This is a genomic window from Paractinoplanes durhamensis, assembly GCF_016862175.1.
Classification (GTDB): Bacteria; Actinomycetota; Actinomycetes; order Mycobacteriales; family Micromonosporaceae; genus Actinoplanes; species Actinoplanes durhamensis.
Genome location: NZ_BOML01000064.1, coordinates 36,832 through 56,147, shown reverse-complemented (window position 1 = coordinate 56,147; position 19,316 = coordinate 36,832). Strand labels below are relative to the sequence as shown.

Here is a 19,316-nt window from a genome sequence, read left to right as displayed (position 1 = left end):
TACTCGCTCACTTCTTCTGCACGATCCAATACGTATCCTTCTTTTCCCACTTGTAATGCTCATCGAGATATTCCAATTCTTTGGAATAAATCCCGCCACCTTTTTTAAAGGCGGCGGGATTGTGCATGAGACGGATCTCATCGCCCCGCCCCAGTGCCTCGTCGATGAACTGCATGTTCCGATTCCAGGTGTAGCGGTTCGGTCCTTTGTTCGGCAGGTCGAGGACGTTGTAGTCGGGGTTGCCCCGGTACCTCCACAACGCGTTCGGATCGTCCGGGGTAAGGCCGTCCAGTTTTCCGAGCAAGGTTACCCGGGGTTTCCCGGGGACGACCTTGGGCGTTTTCGGGGCGTGCGGCTTCGGCGCGCTCGCCGCGGCGTCGGCCTTGGCCACGCCGGCCTCGACCCGGGCCGCTGCGCTCTCGGCGCCGAGCCCGCCGGTGGCCGCGGCCGAGATGACGAAGAAGGTGAAGTGCCCGGCGCACTCGGCGAAGCTGTTCGCGCAGCCGATGTCCTCCTCGAGCGCGCCGCAGCCTTTCTGGGCCACGCATTGGAAGAGGTGCACGACGGTCATCGCCGTCCGGTACGGCCGCTTGGCCTCCTCGATGCAGCCGTCGATGCCACCGGACAGGCAGCTGAACGGATTCAGCGAGTTGACCAGACCGCCGGCGTCGCTGAGGACGGTGGTGGCGAACTTCTTGATGGCCTGCCGGTTCTGCTGGCCTTTCTTGCGACCGCCTTCGCTGACCGCGACGTCGCTCATCGACCGGTCGAGGGGCCGGCCGAAGCCGTCGTCCAACTCGTAGTCGATGGCCTTCAGGCCGTCCGGGTCGGCGCTGGTGATCGGGTTGTCGCCGGCGTAGGTGTAGCCGCCGAGCTGGTTGACGTCGGCCCCGTCGAGGAGGGGGTCGGCGCTGATGAAGCGGCCCAGCGCCGGGTCGTACTTGCGCGCCCCGAGGTCCGTGTAGCCGGTGACCGCGTCCGTCGACTTGCCCAGGTAGCCGTGGGTCATGTCCGGCCAGGCCGTGGTGTTCGGGCTGCCGCGCACCTCGCCGTACGGCTTGTACTGCTTGCGGGACACCACCTGGGTGGCCACGTCCATGGCCAGGGCGGACGTGCCGTGCGGATCGGTGAACAGGTAATCGGTGCCGGCACTGCCCGGCAGGGTCGAGCGCACCGCCACCACGCCGCCGCCGTGGGTGTAGCTACGGACCCCGCCCAGCACGACCGCCGGCGTGACCGACGTGTCGGCGACCACCTCGGTGTCGCCGGCGAACAGGGTCGTGCGGCCCGGGTCGCGGCGGATCAGCTGGTTGCCGTCGGCGTCGTACACGTACTTCGTGGTGCCGGCGGCCGACGCGACCGACGCCAGGTTGCCCTCGTCGTCCCAGCTCAGCGTCTGGGCGTTGCCGGTGGCCGGGGTTCGGGTGACGAGGTTGCCGATGGAGTCGTAGGTGAAGGCGGTGGGGTTGGTTCCGCCGGTCGTCGCGGTCAGGGTGTGCGGCTGCGGACCGCTCTTGCCGCACCCGCTGCTGCAGCCGTTCGTGTAACCGGTGATGGCGTCGGTACCGCCGCCGGTGGCGTGGTCGATCAGCGAGGTGCGGTCGCCCACCGGGTTGTAGGCGTACGTCTGCCAGTAGGAGCCCGCCCCGCTCGACAGCGTCCCGGTGGCGCAGTTCCCGTCGACCGTCTTCGCCTCGACGAGCCGGGCCAGCGCGTTGTAGGCGAAGCACTGGGTGTCGGTGACGACGTTGCCGGTCTCGGACTGCTTGTCGACCACCGACAGCGGGTTGCCGGCCTGGTCGTACGTCCACGAGGTGTCGTCGACCCGTGGACCGATGCCCTGAGTACGGTCGACCGTGCGGCCGGACAGGCGCAGCGTCTCCTCGTCGTACGAGTAGTACGCCACCGCGAGGTTGGTCGACGGGCCCATCGCCACCCGGGTCGGCTTGGCGAAGTCGCTGTAGGTCGTACCGGAGACGTAGAGGTTGGTGCCGGCGGTGCTGACCGGCGCCCCGAGCCCGTCGTACCCGTAGGTAATGACCTCGCCGGACATGCCGGTGACGGCCGGGTCGGTCTGCGTGGTGACCTGTTCGGTGTTCGGGCTGAACGCGAACGTCGTCGAGTAGGTGGTCGGCAACGGCGCTTCGACCGCCGGCAGCGTGATCTTCTGCCCGGCGGGGTTGCCCAGGGCGGTGTAGCCGGTGACCCCGACCGTGTAGGCGCCGTTGATGCCGGGGACGAATCGCGAGGACGACGTCGGTTTGCCGATCCGCAGCGTGTCGTAGGTCCACTGCGCGTACTGGAAGCCGGTGGTCTTGCTCGTCGCGGTCAGCTTCCGGCCGAGCAGGTCGTAGGTGTAGTCGAGCTCGATGTTGCGGGCATCGGTGGCGGCGACGACGTTGCCGGCATCGTCGTGCCTGGTCGAGCTGTAGCCGGTATCCGGGTCGGTCTGCGCGATCGGCCGCCGGAGCAGGTCGTACTGATAGGTCCAGACGGAACCGTCCGGCCCGGTCAGCTTCGCCCGCTCACCGGCCGCGGTGTACTCGTACGCAATGCTCTGGCTCGTCCCGCCGGAGGCGCTGAAACCCTGCGTGACCGAACCGCTCAGCGTGGGCGCCGCGGTGAAGTGGTCGAGTGTGGTGGTCTGACCGCGGGCATTCGTCGTGGTCCGGGCGGCGACGGCGCCTTCCGGCGGCAGCACGGTCAGGGTGTCTCCGGTGTACGCCGTCCGCGTGCGCCGGGTGAGTGACCCGTTGTGCTCCTCGGTGCTCTGGGTGACCCGGCCCATGGCGTCGTGGTCGGTGACCGTGGTCTGCGGGATCGACACCTGCGAGATGCGATCCGAGATCAGCGTGGCGGTCGGCGGCCCGGCCGTCGAGTACGCGTTGTTGGTGAGCACGCTCCAGCCGTGCGAGTCGTACTGGGTGTCGGAGACGGTGACGCTGTCGTTCTCGCCGGTCGTCTGCGTTTCGAGCGGACGCAGGAGCGCGTCGTACAGCGTCTGGTCGACCGCGTATTCGCCGCTGTCGAGCAGGCTGCGGGTGGCGACGACGGACGGCGCGGTCCGCGACATCGTGTAGCTGAAGGTGGTGTTCGCCTGCGCCTGAGCGGCCTTGCTCTTGTTGGGCAGCCAGACCGCGGTGAGCCGGCCGAGCGCGTCGTAGGTCAGCGACGTCAGCTTCCCGGCCATGTCGGTCTTGGCGGTGGGCAGCAACCGGGCCGGGTCCAGGGTGGCGGAATCGAGGTAGCAGTTCTTGCTGGAGACGGTGACGACGGCGCAGTTCGTGCCGGGGGTGACCGCGGTGACCGTCGTGACGGTCACCGGCAGGGCACCGGAGGCGGGCGACCGCCGGGTGTAGACGGCCTGGGCGAGGCTTGTCGTGCCGTCGGCGGCCGTCGAGTTCGGGGTCCGGGTGGTCGCGGTGACCCGGCCGTAGCTGTCGTAGGTGGTCCGGGCGATGTCGATGAACGCGGTGGCGGTGGCACCGGTCGCCGCCGACGACTGCTGCACCAGGGTGACCAGGCCACGCGCCGGCCGCGCCGGGTTGCTCTGCCCGTCGCCGTTGTAGGCGAACGCGTTGCCGTCGTACGAGGTGCGGCTGTCGGACAGCAGGGTGCCGGTCGCCGTCGCCCCGGCCGATGAGCAGTCCTGGTCGGTCACGGTGATCTCGGCCGGCACCACCAGGGTCGCGACGCTGCCGTCGAGGTAGCGGGTGAACGTGCAATGCGCGACGTTGCCGGCCGCGCCGATCTCACCGCGGTCGTCGGTCTGCACCGCCATGCCGGTGGTGCTCTGGCCGAGCGTGGTGTTGTAGAAGGTGTCGGTCTCGGTCTTGCGCCAGCCGTAGGAGACCGCCTGCCGGGTGAGGCTCTTGGCGTCCCGCACCATCTGGGCCTTCAGCGTCGGCAGGCCGGTGCGGGCCCGGGACGCGGTCGGCCCGATCAGAGTCGGCACGGTGACCGTCGCGCTGTCGATCGTGCCGCCGGCACCGGTGTAGGTGACGGATTCGAAGACCCGCCCGGCGTAGGCGTCGTTGTCGGCGACCGTGACCGCGCCGTCGGTGCTGTTCAGCGGAGCGACGCTGCGGGTGTCGCCGCCGGGCAGCCGGTCGCCGTTCATGCCGAGGAAGTAGTAGCTCTTGGACAGCGTCTTGCGGTCGAAGACCTGGGTCTTGTCGGTGTAGTGGAAGACCGACGTGTCACCGGTGGTGACGTCGACCTCGGGATAGCCGCGGAACTGGCCCCACGTGCGGTTCTTGGCCTTGACCACCTCGTTGTCGTCGAAGTGCCAGCCCGGGTTCCCCTGGTAGCTGTATTCGGTGACCAGCTTCGGCTGGGTGCCGTCCTGGTATTTGTTGTTGTTGTCGATCGTGGTCACCTTGGTGACCGGGTGCGTGTAGAACCAGTCCATCAGCGGGCGTGGCTGGCCCTCCGGCGTCCAGTAGACCGGGAAGCAACCGGTGGTGTTTGTCGACGCGAACGCCTGCGCGGCGACGTCGTCCGGGTCGGCAGGGTCGCTGGCCGGGACGCTCGAACAGTCCGGCGTGCGGTAGACGACATCGGTCTCCGCGCCGGTCTCGGTGACAATGTTGCTGATCCGGTCGTGGTACATCCGCGGCAGGCCGGGCAGGGTGCCGACCCGGTTGGCGATCTGGATCGGGTTGAACGTGATCGCCGGTGTCGAGGCGTCCGCGTCGGCGCCGCCGATCCGGTCGAGGCCGGTGTGCTGGATGGAGTCGAGCCACAATGACGGCGCGTGGTCGCCGCCGTCCGGGAACGAGTGCGTGAAGTCCCACCGGTCGACCGGCTTGGTGACCCCGCCGACCTGGATCTGGGTGGTGATCGAGGCGAGCCGCTTGCGGGTCCAGAACGACGGCGAGTGGTGGGTGCAGTCGCCGGTGGCATCGCAGTTCAGGTCGACCGGCACATCCGGGTAGTACTCGGGATGCGCGGTGCCGAACGAGCAGTCCAGGGTGCAGCGCTCGGCGGTGGTGAAGACGACCTGCTCGGGCGCGGTGGCCGCGAAGATGGTCGACGCGGTCATGCCGTAGTCGATGCGCTTGAGCGAGCCGCCGCGGACGTACGAAACCGGGGTGTTCTTCAGGTTCGGGCCGTAGTAGCCGGTCTCGGTGTCGTAGTAGTACGCGACCGCGTTGCTGCTGGTGTCGACGACGTAGTCGAGATTGAACCGGTAGCCCAGCGTGCAGGCGGTGTCGGCAAACGTCGACGAGTCGGAACAGACTGCCACCCCGTCGTGCGCCTGGTAGACCGGCATGGTCCAGGCCGACTTGGTCTCCTCGTTGCCGGCCGCCCAGGTGGGCAGCCGGTTGAGACCGAAGTAGTACTGGATCCCGCCTTCGGTGACCCGGAAGTACTCGCCGTTCGCCGTGCCGTTGGTGGCCCCGGTCAGATTCTCGATCTTCGTGGTGGCGCTGTCCGTGGCCGGGCGGAACGTGTGGGTCGCGTCGTCGTAGACGATCGGCGTGGACGAGCCGTTCAGCGACAGGGTCAGGATCTGCCCGGCCCAGCACTGGTCGCCGTCGTGGGCGGGCGCCCCGGAGCCGGCGACGTCCTCGCATGCCTTGTAGGTGCGCTCGATGTAGTTCTCCGTCGACGACCAGCCGTCGCCCAGCCAGGACGACTGATTGTTGGTCGACTCGGTGCGGGCGTCCTGCGACGCCGAGTTGTAGTCGACGCTGATCTGCGGTGCGGCCCCACCGACCGCGGCGGGCACGGTGATCGGGTACGCGTAGGTGAAGGCACCGGTGTTGCCGCCGGTCGACCAGGTGCCACCCGGCGACAGCGTGGTCGCGGAGTAGTCACCGGCCGGGCCGCTGACCGTGGCGTCGGCGGCGAGCACGGTCGCCCCGGTGGCGGCGAGCGAGACCGGCCCGGACAGCGTGGCCGAGATCGGGGTCTGTGTCTGGCAGGCGGGCACGGTCGGAGTGGTCAGCGCACAGGCCGGCAGACGCACGAGCCGCAGCCGGTCGGCGAAGTCACCGCCGTACGCGTTCCGGAAGGTGGCCGCGTCCACGTCCACCTCGACCGAGCCGGACCCGCGCAGCGAGAACAGCAGGCCGCGCACGCCGGCCGCAGCCGCGGCCGCCCGGCCCGGCGTCGTGATCGTGACCGGTGCCCGGTTGCCGGAGACCAGCACCGGCAGCCCGCCGCGGCTCTTGTTGCCGGCCGCCACCGTCGCGGTGCCGGCCGCCGGGAAGTCGGCGTGACCGGCGGGATTGAACTTCGGGTAGGCCTTGCGTTCGACAGCCGGAGCCGAGCGCTTCGGCTTGGTCAGCTCGACCCGCTTGGTCGGCGGCGGCGCGGCCGGATCGGCCGCCGAGGCGCCCGTCACGACCGCCACATTCGTCAGCGCCGGTGTCACCACCAGCAGCAAAAGCGCAGTAATCAGACCGTTTTTCGACAGCATGGAACGCAGCCCTCCCCCGTGGTGGCTGACACCGGATCGGATCATCCGACCGGTGACGAGGAGGCTACGACACGTGTTCGCGAGAGTCGGTCCTATTTAGACATAGATCTAGGTCACAGTTACGTATCTAAATTTGTTGCTGCTTGTCGATCCCTTGATCACGGGGTGGCCAGGCCTGATCCGGAACAGCAGAATGGCCGCGGGGCCTATGTGTTTCACGGGGAAGGACTCCATCACCATGTCTTCACGCGCGTCGCGCCGTCATCTGGCCATTGCCACCGCACTGGCCGTAACCGCAGCTCTGGGCGCCGCACCGGCGGCCCAGGCCGCACCACCACCCACCAACCTCGAGAAGGCCGCGGACACCCGCACGCCGGTGACGATCGCGTCGGAGACGACCGAGTCATCCACGGTGACGGCCAACCCGGACGGCACGTTCACGCTCACCGCCAGTTCCAGCCCGCAGCGGGTCCGGCAGGGCAACTCCTGGGTGCCGGTCGACACCACCCTGGTGAAGAAGGCGAACGGCGACCTCGCACCCCGGGCCACGGTCACCAGGCTGACCCTCGGCGGCCGCGGCGGCACCGACCTGGTCCGGCTCACCGACGGCGCCAACGCGCTCGCCTTCACCTGGCCCACCAAGCTGCCCAAGCCCACCATCAGCGGCAGCACCGCCACCTACCCGGGCGTCCTGCCCGACGTCGACCTGAAGGTGACCGCGAACCCGACCGGCTACTCGTCGATCCTGGTCGTCAAGAACGCGCAGGCCGCGGCCAATCCAGCCCTGCAGGAGCTCGACCTCGGCGTCACCGGCACCCAGGTGCGGATCGCCGACACGGCCAACGGCGGCGCCGAGGCGACCGACGTCAAGACCGGCCGCACCGTGTTCCGCACCGACACGTCGCTGATGTGGGACAGCACCCCGGCAGCCTCGGCTTCTTCACCCCTCGAGAAGCCGGCGGCGGACCGGGTGGGTGCTCACGTCGCGAAGATCAAAGTGGGGGTACGCGCGGGGAAGCAGCACCTCAGCCTCGACCGGTCGCTGCTGACCGCGAAGACCACCAAGTACCCGGTCTTCGTCGACCCGGTCTGGTCCGGCAACCCCAGCCAGCTGAACTGGGCCCGGATCTCCAGCAACGGCTGGAACGTCTACAACTCGACCTCGACCAGCGGCTCGTACAGCGCCCGGATCGGCCTCGACGACTGGCCGGGCGGCGCCGGCGAGAAGGCCCGCACCTACTACTCGATGAACACGTCCGGCCTGCACGGCGCCGTGGTCACCGCGGCCCGCCTCTACGTGGTCGAGCGCTGGGCCGCCTCCTGCTCCAGCACCACGGCGGCCGTCTATGGCGCCGGCCCGGTCGCCGGCTGGAACGACGCCGGCCTCAACTGGGGCAAGCAGCCGACGGTCAGCGCCCTGTCCACGGCCAACGGCGGGCGCATCGACTGCGGCAAGTCGACCGAGCGCACCAGCCCGGCCTCGCTGAACTTCGACGTCACCAGCTGGATCCAGCGGGCCGCGAACGGCAAGTGGAACCTCGCGAACATGATGGTCCAGGCCCAGAACGAGAACGACAAACTCAGCTGGAAGCAGCTCGGCTTCGGTGGCGGTGCCACCCTGTCGGTCACCTACAACTTCCGGCCCAAGCTGCTGAACGGCACCGGCACGCCGAAGATCTCCCCCGCGGTGGCCGACCAGGGCACGTTCTACACCACGTCGAAGACGCCGACGCTGTCCGCCCGTGCCGCCGAGCTCGGCCCCAACGGCAAACCGCTGGAGAACGTCCGCATCCTCTACTCGCTCTACAAGAAGACCGGGACCACGTGGGCGCTGCTCACCCAGGGCTTCAGCGGCTACAGCCAGTACGGCGGCGACTGGACCACGCCGACCCTGGAGGACGGCCAGTACGGCTGGAAGGCCACCGCGCAGAACGCCTCCGGCTTCTGGGCCGGACCGGGCGACGGACTGTGGACGGCCAACCAGGGCTTCATCGTCAACACGAGCGCGCCACCACAGCCGCTGATCGCCTCGACCCAGTTCCCGCCGGGCGAGATCATCGGCGCCGCCTACGACACCGTGGGCACCTTCACGCTGACCCTGCCCGACCGCCAGGGCAAGAACTACGGCGTCGTCGGCTACCTGTTCTCGCTCGACGGCGACCTGGCCAACTTCAACTACGCCCAGAACAAGGGCATCGCCTGGACTCCCGGCACGGTGATCACGCCGGGCGCGGTCTACTACGCCAAGGCTGACAACAGCAACGGTACGGGCACCGTGGTCACCGACGGCAGCACCGCCGTCGCCTTCGCCCCGCGCAGCTCGAACAAACATGTCCTGTTCGCCAAGACGGTCAACACCGCCGGCACCACCTCCGGCGAGCAGACGTACAGGTTCATCGCGGGCACCACCAACCCGATCTACGCGTACGGCAACGACCTGATCAGTGGGTGGACCGCCACCAACACCGACGGCACCACCACCGTCGTACCGCCCGCGACCACCACCAGCACCACCGGCTCGCTGATCGCCCAGCCCAGCCAAGCCGGGTACTTCTTCGCCAACGGCTACCAGGCGATGCTGTCCAACCGGACGACCACCAAGGTCGCCCAAGGGGACGCAGCAACCTTCTACTTCAACCTCCCGCGGTCCGGCTTCTGGCAGATCGGCGCCAACCTGACCACCGGTGCCGACTACGGCAACTACTCGGTGGTCCTGGACGCCGGCACGGCCGGGGCCACCACCCTGCTGCCGGGCTTCGAGGCCTGGAGCAATCCGACCGCCACCCGCTATGTCGACGTCGGCCTGGTCATGAACGGCACGCTCCCCCGCAACCTGGCCAAGGGCGTGCACTCGCTCACCCTCACCCTGGTCGGTAAGCACTCGTCGTCGACCGGCTACCAGGCCGGCATCGACGTGATCCGGCTCGCGCCGACCCTCGGCTGCGCGATCGACGACACCGCCGGCTGCCTCAACAACACCGGGATCAGCACCTTCACCGCGGGCACCCTCACCACCGCCGACGCGGACGGTTCCGGCTGGAGCCTGGACTCGGCGACCCTGCGGGCGGCCGGCTGGACGCCCGGCCGGACGGTCACCGTCGACGGTGCGGCGATCAAGCTGCCGGACGCCTACGGCAACGGCCAGGCCGACAACATGCTGGCCTCCGGCCAGCTGGTCACGGTGCCGGCGACCGCGGTGAACAAGGGCAACGCGGTGGTCTTCGCGGGCTTCGCGACGATGGGCGCGGTGGCCGGGGCGACCGGCCGGATCACGTACGCGGCGGGCACCTGCCGGACCGGCCCGACCGAGGACTACACGATCGGCTCGGTCACCGACTGGGCGAAGGGAACGGCCGGCACCACGATCCTGACCATGCCGTTCCGCAACCACCGCACCGTCATGCAGAACGCGGACAACACCGCCAGCCTCTTCGCGATCAGCGTGCCGCTGAACTGCCCCGGCGCGACGGTCGCGGCCATCAGCGTGCCCACGGTCTCCAACGGGGTCATCGACGGGGTGCCGGCCATGCACCTGCTCGGCCTCGGTATCCGCCCGCTCTCGGCCACCGGCGCCACCCGCTGGACCGGCAGCTGGTCGACCGCCCAGGACACCGGTGCGATCAAGACGACCGCGAATGTCAACGCCACCCTCAACGGCCAGACGATCCGGGTGCCGGTGCAGCTCAGCATCGGCAACGAGGCGGGCGGCAAGGTCCGCGTACACCTCGCCAACAGCCTGGGCACCGCTCCGGTGACCTTCGACGCCGCCTCGATCGCCATCGCCGACCCCGGCGGCGGCGGAGCCGACGCGGTCGAGGCACCGATCCGGCTGACGTTCGGCGGCAGCGCCGCGGTAACCCTCCCGGCCGGCGCCGACGCGGTCAGCGACCCGGTCACCCTGGACGCACCGCAGCAGGTCACCGCCCTGGTGAGCGTTCAGGTGCACGGCACGGCCGCGGCGCTGGCCGGGCACCGGGACGCCCGCACGCCGGTTTACGTCAGCGCCGCCGACGGCGCCGACCACACGACCGCGCAGGCCGGCACCGGCTTCACCGCCACCACGATCGGCATCCCGTTCGTGGCCGGCGTCGACGTCAGCACCCCCGCCGCGGCACCGGCCGGGTCGGTGGTGCTCTACGGCGACCACACCGTCGACTCCGGAACCGGCAGCCTCGGCGACAACCTGACCACGGCGTACGCCGGAAGCCAGCTGACCGGCTTCCTCGTTCCGGCCGGCATCCTGAGCCAGGGCAGCAGCACGGCCCAGGTGCCGACCACCACCGGCCCGGTCGACCGCGACGTGCTGGCCCGGACCGGCGTGCGGGTAGCGCTGATCTCGGCCGGCACCAACGACCTGCTCGCCTGCACCGGCACCGCCGACGCGTGCGCCTCGGCCACCCGGGACAGGTTGATCGCACTCGCCGGCCAGCTGCACGCCTACAGCCCCGACGACGCGATGAACGACGCGGTCAACCTGCCCGGCCCGGCCCGCCGGATCAAGGTGTACGTGGCCACCGTGCCGCCGTTCGCCGGCGCGCACACCGCCGCCCAGGAGGCGGCCCGCAAGCAACTCAACGCGGCCATCAACGACGCGAACTACCCGCTGCTGGGCAGCGCCGACGACGCCATCGACTTCGCCGCGGCCGTCGCCACCGGCGGCGACGCCACCGCCGAGACGGTCAAGGCCGAGGACCTGACCGGCGGCAAGCCCAACGCCGCCTACTACCAGGACCTGGCCCAGCAGTACCTGAACCAGGCACTGGTCACCGACGGCTACCCCGGCGACGACAGCAACCCGAACAACATCAAGGGCGACCCGATCGCCCAGTGGAAGCTCAACGGCTCCGGCGCTGACGACGGTGCCGGTACCGGCGTCGACCAGACCCTGCACCCCGCCACCCTGCACAACGTCACCGACGGCCCCGGCCACTTCGGCGACACCAAGTCCGGCCACTTCGACGGCAGCACCAGCTACGCCGAGGCGGCGCTGGCCCAGAACACGGCGCGCAGCTTCACCTTCGCGGCGTGGGTGCGACTGTCCGACACGTCGACGGACCGAACCATCCTGAGCCGCACCTCCACCACCGGCTTCGGCTCCCTGACCCTCGGCTACGACGCGGCGTCGAACCTCTGGGTGGCGAAGATGCCCGCCGCCCCCACCGGCACACCCGAGTGGGCGGCGGCGTATTCCGACGAGGGCGACCGCCCGCAGATCGGCGTCTGGACCCACCTGACGGCCACCTACGACACCGCGTCGCAACTGCTCCGCCTGTACGTGGACGGCAACCCCGACGGCATCGACGACACGGTGACCCCGTTCAACGACGCGGCGGGTGCCACCTGGATCGGCCGGGGCAGCGACTGGTTCGCCGGCGACATCGCCGACGTGCGGGTCTGGGACCACGCACTGACCGAGGTGGAGGCCACCACGGTGGGCGGCGCCACCCCGCTGGTGAAGTGGAACTTCGACGACGCAACCGGCACCAAGGCCACCGACGTCAGCACCTACGACCACCACGGCGCCCTCAACAGCGGTGCCAGCTGGACAAGCGCCGGCCACACGGATTGGGCGGTGCACATCGACGGCAGCGGCGGCGCGGTAACCACGGCCGGCCCGGTCCTGCGCACCGACCAGTCCTTCACGGTGGCAGCGTGGGTGAAGCTGACCAACAACGCCTGGAACTACAGCGCGGTCAGCCAGGAGGGCATACACAGCGCCGCGTTCGGCCTCTTCTACGGCATGAACTGCGCCTGCTGGTCGTTCAGCACCAACCAGGCCGACGTACCACTGCCGACGGGCGGCCAGGCAGCGTCCCCGGCCTCCGCGGTCACCTTGAACACCTGGACCCACCTGGCCGGCGTCTACAACGCCCGCGACCACACCGTGAAGCTCTACGTGAACGGCACCGAGGCCGGCACCGGAACAGCCCCGAACGGCGTCTACCACGCCACCGGCCCATTTGTGGCCGGCCGCTCCCGCTACGACGACCACCCGACCGACAACTGGCCAGGCGACATCGACGAGGTCCGCGCCTACCAGGGCGCCCTCTCCCCCACCGCAATCCAGAACCTGGCCTCGGCCGGCTCGGCATAAAAGCCGCTTACAGAGCGAGCCTTGCTATGCAACGAATTGCATAGCAGGATGAGTGGCATGGCGCTCGAGCACGCGATCCTCGTCTCGCTGCTCGAGCAGCCCGCGTCGGGCTATGAGCTGGCCCGGCGCTTCGAGCGCTCCATCGGGCGCTTCTGGACGGCCACCCACCAGCAGATCTACCGCGTGCTGAAGCGAATGGAAGCGGACGGCTGGGTCGCGGGGCTCGATGTCGGGCAGGACGGGCGGCCGGACAAGCGGTCCTACCGGGCCTCCGACGCGGGGCGTGCGGTGCTCACCGAGTGGCTGCGGGCGCCGGTGCAACCCGAGGCGGTCCGGCACGATCTGGCGGTCAAGATCAGAGGGGCCGCGTTCGACGACGCTGCGGGCCGGGGCCGGCTCATCGATGAGGTCCGCCGTTATCGCGCCACCCATGAAGAGACCCTCGCCCGCTATCTCGCCGGTGCGGAGCGCGACTTTCCGGCCGGCCGCGCCGAAGACACCGGGCAGCAACTTCAACACGTCGTCCTGCGCGGCGGGATCGCCTATGAGCGGATGCTGCTCGACTGGCTCGACGACGTACTCGAAACGCTTCTGAAAGGTTTGCCGTGATCCTCAATCCGCGCACCTATGACCCGACGCATCTCGACGCCGAATCGCGGCGGCTGCTGCGGGCGACCGTCGACTTCTTCGAGACTCGCGGCAAGCAGGCGCTCATGGCCAGCTACATCGATCGGGCCTGGTATGCCGACTTCCTCGACTTCGCGGCGAAGGAGGGGCTGTTCGCGACGTTCATGACGCCGGCCGCCGACGGTGACGGCAATGCGAACAAGCGGTGGGACACGGCGCGCAACGCGGCGCTCAGCGAGATCCTCGGCTTCTACGGACTCGACTATTGGTATACCTGGCAGGTCACCGTGCTCGGGCTCGGGCCGGTCTGGCAGAGCGCCAATCCGGTGGCCCGCGCGCACGCCGCCCGGCTGCTCGACGACGGGCACGTGATGGCGTTCGCGCTGTCCGAGCGCGGGCACGGCGCCGACATCTACGCCACCGACATGGTGCTCACGCCGACCGATGACGGCGGTTTCACGGCGAGCGGCACCAAGTACTACATCGGTAACGGCAACGTCGCGGGGCTGGTGTCGGTGTTCGGGCGGCGGGCCGACGTTCCGGGGGCGGACGGCTATGTCTTCTTCGCGGCCGACAGCCGGCACCCGTCGTACCGGCTGATCAAGAACGTCGTGAACAAGCAGATGTACGTGAGCACGTTCGAGCTGACCGACTATCCGGTGCGCGAGGAAGACATTCTGCACACCGGCAAGGCCGCGTTCGATGCGGCGCTCAACACCGTCAACATCGGCAAGTTCAACCTGTGCACGGCGGCGATCGGGATCTGCGAGCACGCCATGTACGAAGCGGTCACGCACGCGCATCGGCGGGTGCTCTACGGCAAGCCGGTCACCGACTTCGCGCATGTGCGGCGGGAGCTTTCCGACGCGTACACAAGGCTGTTGGCAATGAAGCTCTTCAGTGATCGGGCCGTGGACTATTTCCGTTCGGCCGGGCCCGACGACCGCCGTTATCTGCTCTTCAACCCGATGACCAAGATGAAGGTCACCACCGAGGGCGAGCGGGTCATCGACCTGATGTGGGATGTCATCGCGGCCAAGGGCTTCGAGAAGGACACCTATTTCGACAAGGCGGCGACGGACATCCGCGGCCTGCCGAAGCTCGAGGGCACGGTGCACGTCAACCTCGCGCTGATCCTCAAGTTCATGCCCCATTACCTTTTTAATCCGATGGCGTACGCCGAGGTGCCGACCCGGCACGACGATGCCGACGACGAGTTCCTGTTCCGGCAGGGCCCGACCCGGGGGCTCGGCGCGATCCGCTTCCATGACTGGCGGATCGCCTACGACGCGCACGCCGAGCTGCCCAACGTGGCCCGCTTCCGGGAGCAGGCCGACGGGCTGTGCGAGCTGCTGCGCACGCACGCGCCGACCGAGGAGCAGCAGAAGGACCTCGACTTCCTGCTCGCCGTCGGGCAGTTGTTCGCGCTGGTCGTCTACGGCCAGCTGATCCTGGAGCAGGCCGACCGGACCACCCTTGGAAAGGGCCTGCTCGACGAGATCTTCGCGGTGCTGGTGCGGGACTTCTCCGAGTACGCGACCGACCTGCACGGCAAGACCGCCACCACCGACGACCAGGCCGCCTGGGCTCTTTCCTACGTCCGCCGGCCGGTCGCCGACCCGGCCCGGACGGCCGAGGTGTGGCAGCAGGTGGTCGCGCTCGTCGGCGCGTACGAGATGAATCCCTGACCCGCATCATCCACGGTCTGCTCGACAGAGGTGCAGCGCGCTGGTCCGAAACGCCCGGCGGGCGTCCGTCGTGGAAATCCTCCCGGCTGCCATCTCGGCGGCCGCCACGTGGATGAGCCCGACTACCGCTGCGGCGAGCCACGGCGGCGGGACCCGGTCGTCGAACTCGCCGACGGCCTGCCCGCGTTCGATCAACCGGGTCAACCGGTCGGTGATCGGCACGTGACGCTGCGGATCGAGTTCGGGTGCCCCGTTCAGTGCGTCGGTGTGCAGGATCGGATATTTCGCCAGGACGTCCCAGAGGAGGTCCAGCCACTGTCCGAGCGCCTCAGCCGGCGCGCCCTCCTCCGGATCGAGCCGGTCCACTCGGGACGTCAGGTCGGCCGAGATGTGGCCGATCACCGCGGCGATCAGGTCCTCGCGGGTCGGATAGTGGGCATAAACGGTCTGCCGGGCCACCCCCGCTGCGGTCGCGAGGTCACGCATGCTGGCTTGCGGCCGTTCGGCCAGCAGATCGATAGCGGCCTGCAGCACCGCCGCGCGACTGCGTTCGGCATCCGCCCGCCTGGCTCGTAACTCTGACACAGTTGTCAAGGATAGCGTCCACCGTTAACTTGGACAGTGATGTCAGAGATAACGGGGGTTCGCTGATGGAGCCGTTGATCGTTCTCGTCGCCGTGACCGCGATCCAGTCCGCCGTTCGACGGCTGCGATCGTGGCCGCTTCCCTTGCGGGACGGCCTCGCCGCGATGTTCGTCATGACCGGGACAGCGCATTTCATCGGCCTGCGCGCCACGATGATCGCCATGGTGCCGCCCGGCTTCCCGGCGCCGGCCACGCTGGTCTCGATAACCGGGGCACTCGAACTGCTGGGCGCGCTCGGCCTGCTCGGGAAGCGCACCATGCCCTGGGCCGGCCTCGGCCTGTTCCTGCTGCTGCTTGCCGTCTTCCCGGCCAACGTCCACGCCGCCCGCGCCGGCATCTCGACCAGTCCCGGCGACTCACTGCTACCCCGTACCCTGATCCAGCTGGTCTTCCTGGCGGCGACCCTCACGATCCCCATCGAGCATTGGCGCTCGCGCCGCCGCACGTCCACCAGAGCTACCTACGGTGTCGACGGCGATTTCCGCCGGGTGTCCGCGGGCACGCAGCTCACGATCGTCGTCCTGGTCTGGCTCGGGCTGATCGCTCTCACGGTCACCGCGCTCGCCCTGGACTGGATCGTGGTCGCGGTACTCGCCGGGGTGGTCACGCTCTGGCTGCTGTTCGCGATCGCCACCTACGCCTACACGACCCGAGCCGGCAAATTCCGGGTCTGGTCCGAACTGCTCACCGGCCTGCGGCTGCACGGTGACGAGGAACTGCTCGATCTCGGCTGCGGCCGAGGCGCCGTCCTGCTCGCCGCGGCCAGACTCCTGCCGCAAGGCCACGCGACCGGTATCGATCGGTGGCAAGCCGACCAGACCGGCAACTCCGCCGACGCAACCCACCGCAACGCCCGCCGCGAAGGTGTCGCCGACCGAGTACGCCTGTTCACCGGCGACATCCGCAGCCTCCCCTTCGACGACGACAGCTTCGACGTCATCGTCAGCAGCCTGGTCATCCACAACATCCACGACGCCGACGACCGGCGCGCGGCAATCGACGAGTCCGTCCGCGTACTACGTCCCGGCGGCCGCCTATTGATCGCCGACCTGGCCCACACCGACGACTACCTCGCCCGCCTGCAACACCACGGCCTCACCGCCGGCCGCCGCAACCTGGGCCCCCGAATGTGGTGGACCGGCCCATGGGGGCCAACCCACCTGGTGACGGCCACGTCCTGACCAAACGCCACGGGAGCCTTCAGCAACCCGGTCGGCTCCCGCGCATCCGGCGCCATTCGTCGGCGAGCACGGCGAAATCGAGTCGCGTCCTCCACTCACCCTTGAACAACTCGTTGTGCACGAGCCGGGACTCCTGACGCATCCCCAGACGCCGCGCTATCGCCGCCGAGGCCTCATTACGCTCGTCGATCCGTGCCACAATCCGATGCAACCCGAGCACCTCGAAGCCGAGGCTCAGTACCGCACGCGCGGCCTCAGTCGCATACCCATGCCCTTGGCGGCCGGGATGGAACACGTACCCGATCTCGCCACCGCGATGTTCGCGGCTGCGCCAGAAAAGCACCACATCGCCGATGAGTTCGCCCGTCGCGGTGAGTTCCACGCCCAATCTCAATTCCTGGCCCTCGTCGGTGAGCCAGCTACCCGCCCAGCGCGACGCTAGGTGTTCCTCGATGTCAGCGCGGGTCATCGGCTCGAAGGGCAGGTAACGGCAGACTCCCGCGTCAGCTCGGTAATCGAGCAGAGCATTGACGTCCGGGCCGGCCAGCGGGCGCAGGGACAGCCGCCGCGTACGCAAGGGATAGCCAGGATGTGGCGATGCCGCCGGCGATAGATCGACCATATCGATCATCATCCTCTTCTATCGACATCCGCTCAACGGCATGATCAAGTGCGCGTTCATCGGCATTCCGGACTTCCGCGAGGCGAACCAGCGTCAACGGATGACGGCACGGCCACCGGTGTCGGGCATACGAGGGTGATACGCCAAGTCCTATCGTCTGTGGTAACTCCAAGATCCGCAGCAAGTGACCCCGGACGTCCGGGTCTACGCTGTGTTACCGGCGAGATAGCGCCGACGCCGCTGATCGCGGACACAAGCGGACGACGGCCATTACCCCTCAATCGGGCCAGTCGAGGCGGATACGTTACTCGGTCGGCGCCGCGTGCAAGTGTCGCGGCATGACGACAAACCGAAAGGCCATGCCGCGTAAGCGGCCGGGCGCGATCTAGTTCAACGCCCAGTGGTTGCCGTCCGCGATCCACCCGGCCGGACCATCTATTTGACCGGGCTTTCGGAGGATGACGGACTCGGTCGGCATAGGGTGGAGACGAGAGGCGCCTTCCCGGCTACTTCCGCCAAGGTCGAACTGGTCGGTAGTTCCGCTTCACATGATGGAATCGGCTGGGTCACTGCCCTGGAAGGACGGTCCGCGGGCAACGCGCTCCTGGTGACGTCATCCGCCGGTGTGTCAATGGCCTTGGCCACGGCTGCGGACTGGTGCACGGACTGCCGACTGGGCTCCTCCGGGGGAGAGGGGTCCGCTGTACGGGGCTCCGGCGCCGACGGGGTGACGGTCACCTTTTTGCCCCCTACCTTGCTGCGGCGTTCTGCCAGATCTCGCTGCTCGGCTTCGACCGCGACCGGCGGGGGCACGGCTGCGACGGGCGGCTTCGAAGGCGCTGTCCCCCAGCTCGCAGATGCCTGTACATCCCCAGTACCTGCCGTGGGAGCGCTGATCGCTTGAGCCCACAGGCCGAGGGTCACGACGATTACCACCGTCGCGGCGACGACGTATCGGAGTTTTGTCGGATTTGCCAGGATCAGCCTCAATCGAAGGCCTTCATATTTGACACGGAAAACGATCTGACTGGGCAAGGACGCCAAGTAGAAGATCGTCAAATCGATTGATCGCGCGATGGCAGAACTCATCTTATGCCGCAAGCCGACACCGCCACTCCTGCTAGTCCCGTCGATCGCCTGAGTGGTGCCCGTGAGCTGCACCACCCCAGTGAGCCAGGTTTACCAACGTTTTCCGGTGCAACGAGGCAGTGAGCGGCCAGTCGCGATTGATCGAGAGTGATCGATACAAAGGCGACGATAAGGTACTAAGGCCAATAAAACACATATAAGCCGCAACTCGGTCCGCCGCCACATCGTTGAATTCGGCGACGGAGGAGGAGCGATGTCCACAGAAGCGTCGACTTTCGCTGGTCAGTCCCATGCCTGAAAATCTGTCGGCCGGGGTGATCATCGAAGCGATTTCCTGCCTGTTGAGTGGTCTTGCGCTCACAGCCGCTGCGATCCAGACACGTTTTACGAAGTGGACCTACCAGCTTGCTGCCACAACAGAGCTGGAGTCCGTCATGAAGAAGAAGCGCGAAGACATGATCAAATTTGCGTCTGGACTTCTCCGGGGAATCTGCGTCCTTTGTGGTGAATGTGGACCGGATGTGGAGCGCGCCATCGCACGTGATGCCGACCGCATTGTGACCAGAGCGGAGGTGCGGGTCCGACAGAAGCATGCCGGGAGTAGCTCGATATTGACTCCAGGCGCGGTGGCACGCGATTTGCGAGACTTCGTCTGGCACGAAGTGATGGGACACTGCAACGCCGCCGTCTGCCCGGCGGCACCCAGGGATTGCACCTACCGAATCGTTTAAGAGTTCCGGGCCTGCAGCGGATCATCGCGTGCATCCGCTCATCGGCTACTTATTACTGGTCGTACGATCATGTCAGACCTTTACAGCGGTGAGGCGATCCCGACGTCACTCGGAGTGACCGGAAGCGCAGCGTGAGCCGCGCGCCGCCGTTCCTGGCGGACACACTTCGATGGCAAAACCTCGCCTGGAACATGATGCGACGACGCGGACAA

The 19,316-nt window shown here is 68.2% G+C and carries 8 protein-coding genes; 5 read left to right on the top strand and 3 right to left on the bottom strand.

Annotated elements, in window-relative coordinates; all coding sequences use genetic code 11:
• Positions 1 to 7 precede the first annotated feature (7 nt).
• A complete protein-coding gene (locus Adu01nite_RS39125; protein ID WP_203734384.1) occupies positions 8 to 6,352 on the bottom strand; it encodes an RHS repeat domain-containing protein in 6,345 nt (2,114 codons plus the stop codon).
• Between the two features lie 313 nt (positions 6,353 to 6,665).
• Here Adu01nite_RS39125 and Adu01nite_RS39120 point away from each other — a divergent pair, with 313 nt between their 5' ends.
• From Adu01nite_RS39120 to Adu01nite_RS39110, 3 genes are read left to right on the top strand one after another with little or no spacing between them, the layout of a single operon-like run.
• Entirely contained in the window at positions 6,666 to 12,521 is a 5,856-nt protein-coding gene (locus Adu01nite_RS39120) for a LamG-like jellyroll fold domain-containing protein (protein ID WP_203734383.1), read from the top strand.
• 57 nt (positions 12,522 to 12,578) lie between these two features.
• Positions 12,579 to 13,130, top strand: coding sequence for a PadR family transcriptional regulator (locus Adu01nite_RS39115; protein WP_203734382.1), 552 nt, complete (start codon positions 12,579 to 12,581; stop codon positions 13,128 to 13,130).
• Positions 13,127 to 14,836 carry an acyl-CoA dehydrogenase family protein gene (locus tag Adu01nite_RS39110; protein ID WP_203734381.1) on the top strand — a complete coding sequence of 570 codons (1,710 nt, stop codon included), beginning with the start codon at positions 13,127 to 13,129 and terminating at the stop codon, positions 14,834 to 14,836. The genes Adu01nite_RS39115 and Adu01nite_RS39110 overlap by 4 nt, the downstream gene beginning before the upstream one ends.
• A gap of 6 nt (positions 14,837 to 14,842) precedes the next feature.
• Here Adu01nite_RS39110 and Adu01nite_RS39105 read toward each other — a convergent pair whose 3' ends face one another.
• Entirely contained in the window at positions 14,843 to 15,421 is a 579-nt protein-coding gene (locus Adu01nite_RS39105; protein WP_239133041.1) for a TetR/AcrR family transcriptional regulator, read from the bottom strand.
• A 65-nt stretch (positions 15,422 to 15,486) separates the two neighbouring features.
• Between Adu01nite_RS39105 and Adu01nite_RS48770 the strand changes: the two genes are divergently transcribed.
• Complete coding sequence (locus tag Adu01nite_RS48770; protein ID WP_307836673.1) at positions 15,487 to 16,662, top strand: class I SAM-dependent methyltransferase; 1,176 nt, start codon at positions 15,487 to 15,489, stop codon at positions 16,660 to 16,662.
• 19 nt (positions 16,663 to 16,681) lie between these two features.
• On the opposite strand, the gene Adu01nite_RS39090 is transcribed toward Adu01nite_RS48770, so the two are convergent.
• Positions 16,682 to 17,293, bottom strand: coding sequence for a GNAT family N-acetyltransferase (locus Adu01nite_RS39090; RefSeq protein ID WP_239133040.1), 612 nt, complete (start codon positions 17,291 to 17,293; stop codon positions 16,682 to 16,684).
• A 1,370-nt stretch (positions 17,294 to 18,663) separates the two neighbouring features.
• On the opposite strand from Adu01nite_RS39090, the gene Adu01nite_RS39085 reads away from it, so the two are divergent.
• Complete coding sequence (locus Adu01nite_RS39085) at positions 18,664 to 19,104, top strand: hypothetical protein (protein ID WP_203734379.1); 441 nt, start codon at positions 18,664 to 18,666, stop codon at positions 19,102 to 19,104.
• Positions 19,105 to 19,316 lie beyond the last annotated feature (212 nt).

Coding starts and splice junctions, on each gene's coding strand:
- Adu01nite_RS39120 (WP_203734383.1), top strand. CDS start 6,666: ATGTCTTCACGCGCGTCGCGCCGTCATCTGGCCATTGCCACCGCACTG.
- Adu01nite_RS39115 (WP_203734382.1), top strand. CDS start 12,579: ATGGCGCTCGAGCACGCGATCCTCGTCTCGCTGCTCGAGCAGCCCGCG.
- Adu01nite_RS48770 (WP_307836673.1), top strand. CDS start 15,487: ATGGAGCCGTTGATCGTTCTCGTCGCCGTGACCGCGATCCAGTCCGCC.
- Adu01nite_RS39090 (WP_239133040.1), bottom strand. CDS start 17,293: ATGATCGATATGGTCGATCTATCGCCGGCGGCATCGCCACATCCTGGC.
- Adu01nite_RS39085 (WP_203734379.1), top strand. CDS start 18,664: ATGCCTGAAAATCTGTCGGCCGGGGTGATCATCGAAGCGATTTCCTGC.